Origin of the sequence: Arthrobacter sp. Hiyo1 (assembly GCF_001263615.2) — a bacterium.
GTDB lineage: Bacteria > Actinomycetota > Actinomycetes > Actinomycetales > Micrococcaceae > Arthrobacter.
Genome location: NZ_DF952470.1, coordinates 531301 through 533961, shown reverse-complemented (window position 1 = coordinate 533961; position 2661 = coordinate 531301). Strand labels below are relative to the sequence as shown.

Sequence of the window (2661 nt, the reverse complement as noted above, 5' to 3'; positions counted from 1 at the left end):
TCTTCAGGCCCGACGGACAGAAAGCCGCCCAGCGCGGCACCCACGTTTGTTTCCGCCAGGAAGGACAAGTACGCGCCCGTGGTGATGATGAAGCCCGGCGGCACCGGGAACCCTTGGCGCACCAACTCCCCCAGCGCGGCACCTTTTCCACCGGCAACTGCGACGTCCCCAACGCCCAAAGCGGCCAAGGGCGCGGTGGCCCGTGTTGCGTGCCGCTGGGAATCGTCCATGGCCCGGCTCCCCTGAATTAGAGAACTGCTGGTTCTCTAAAAGCTACGCTCACGCCCATCGCGGCACAATGCTCCACAGCGACTGCTCCAGGATGCGGAAATGACGACGGTCCCGCACCAAAGTGCGGGACCGCCGTGGGGTCGTGCAGGTGGACGTCCGTCTGGTGGTCTAGGCCAGGCGAGCCTTCAGGCCGTCAAGCTCGGCGAGCAGTGCGGCCGGCAGGGATCCGCCGAACTTTGCGTACCATTCCTCGATCGATGCCAGTTCGGTTTTCCACTCCGAGGCGTCGACGCGCACTGCGGCTTCCACCTCGGCGGGGGTCATGTCCAGGCCTTCGAGATCGATGGACTCGCCGGTCGGCACGAAGCCGATGGGAGTCTCGACGGCGTCGGCCTTGCCTTCAAGCCGCTCGATGGCCCACTTGAGGACACGGGCATTGTCACCAAATCCGGGCCAAGCGAAGCCACCCTCGGCAGTGCGGCGGAACCAGTTGACCAGGAAGATCTTGGGCAGTCGCTCAGGGTTGGCCTTGGCGGACAGGTTGACCCAGTGGTTCAGGTAGTCGCCTGCGTCGTAGCCGATGAACGGCAGCATGGCCATGGGGTCGCGACGCACAACGCCGACGGCGCCGGCCGCTGCAGCGGTGGTCTCGGAAGACAGCGTCGAGCCCATGAAGATGCCGTTTGACCAGTCGCGGGCCTCGGTGACCAGCGGGATGGTGGTCTTACGGCGGCCGCCGAAGAGGATCGCGGAGAGCTCCACGCCCTCGGGGCTGAAGTATTCCTCGGCGAGCATGTCGATCTGGTCGATCGGCGTGCAGAAGCGGGAGTTCGGGTGTGCCGCGGGCTTGTCGGAGCCGGGAGTCCAGGAGTTGCCCTGCCAGTCAGTCAGGTGCGCCGGAGTTTCCTCCGTCATGCCCTCCCACCACACGCCGCCGTCGTCGGTCAGCGCAACGTTGGTGAAGATGCTGTTGCCCTTGGCGATGGCGCGCATGGCGTTGGGGTTGGTGCCCCAACCGGTGCCGGGAGCGACGCCGAACAGGCCGGCCTCGGGGTTGACGGCGCGGAGCTCGCCCTCTTTGCCGAAGCGCATCCAGGTGATGTCGTCGCCGAGGGTCTCCACCTTCCAGCCCTTGATGGTGGGGTCGAGCAGCGCGAGGTTGGTCTTGCCGCAAGCGGAGGGGAATGCCGCAGAGATGTAGTAGGTCTTCTGCTCGGGCGAAGTCAGCTTCAGGATCAGCATGTGCTCGGCCAGCCAGCCTTCGTCACGGGCCATGACAGAGGCGATGCGCAGGGCGTAGCACTTCTTGCCGAGGAGGGCGTTGCCACCGTAGCCGGAGCCGTAGGACCAAATGGAGCGCTCCTCGGGGAAGTGCACGATCCACTTGTCCGGGTTGCAGGGCCACGCGACGTCGGCCTGGCCGGCTTCCAGCGGAGCGCCCAGGGAGTGCAGCGCGGGGACAAAGAAAGCGTCGGTCTGCGTGATGCGGTCGAGGACGTCGGTACCGATGCGGGCCATGATGCGCATCGAGGCGACAACGTAGGCGGAGTCGGTGATCTCGACGCCGAACTTCGGATCTTCGGCATCCAGGTGGCCCATGACGAACGGAATGACGTACATGGTGCGGCCGCGCATGGAGCCGGCGAACAGCCCGCGCAGCTTCTGCTTCATCTCCGCAGGGGCCATCCAGTTGTTGGTGAAGCCGGCGTCGTGTTCCTTCTCAGAGCAGATGAAGGTCTGCTCTTCCACACGGGCTACGTCCGCGGGATCAGAGAATGCAGCGAAAGAGTTGGGGAAGAGCTCTTGGTTCAGCCTCTTCAGGGTGCCGGCCTCGACGAGCTCGTCGGTCAGCTTCTTGTTCTCAGCTTCACTGCCGTCAACCCAGTGGATGCGGTCCGGCTGTGTCAGCTCGGCAACTTCCTCCACCCAGGCCAACAGGCGTGCATGCGTAGTAGGTGCCTTCTCAAGCAACGGCAGTCGCGCCAGATCGCCCATCGTGGTTCCCTTCCTCGGGTTCAGTGGTGTGTCCTAAATGCTAGGGGTCGCGGAGTAGACCAATCTGGGCTCGGACATGGGATCTCTTGACCATTTCGGAGCAAAACCCCTAAAAATCAAGGATCCGCGTCAGCGATTGGCCAAATTTAGTGACCAAGGTCACATAGACCGGTCTAGTTAGGCAGATTACACCGCGTCGATTTGGCACGAACGGGGATCTCGCGTAAAGTTTATTGAGGTTCGAGGGGGGAACGAGTTTGAAACTCCCGAGAATCACCAAGATGCGCCCATAGCTCAGCTGGATAGAGCGTCTGTCTACGGAACAGAAGGTCAGGGGTTCGAATCCCTTTGGGCGCACAAATGAAGACCCGCACCGGACCCGGTGCGGGTCTTTTTTTCGTCAAATTCCGGGCCGGGTTGGTTGGCGCGCCTCGT

At 63.3% G+C, this 2661-nt stretch carries 2 protein-coding genes and 1 tRNA gene; 1 reads left to right on the top strand and 2 read right to left on the bottom strand.

All coding sequences use genetic code 11. The annotated features are described in order from the left end of the window. On the bottom strand, positions 1-230 hold a 230-nt coding region (locus AHiyo1_RS11295), incomplete at its 3' end, for a PEP/pyruvate-binding domain-containing protein (RefSeq protein ID WP_148667546.1). Positions 231-399: 169 nt separating this feature from the next. Then, complete coding sequence (locus AHiyo1_RS11290) at positions 400-2226, bottom strand: phosphoenolpyruvate carboxykinase (GTP) (protein ID WP_059388627.1); 1827 nt, start codon at positions 2224-2226, stop codon at positions 400-402. A 283-nt stretch (positions 2227-2509) separates the two neighbouring features. On the opposite strand from AHiyo1_RS11290, the gene AHiyo1_RS11285 reads away from it, so the two are divergent. Next, positions 2510-2583 (top strand) — tRNA-Arg (locus AHiyo1_RS11285). Positions 2584-2661 lie beyond the last annotated feature (78 nt).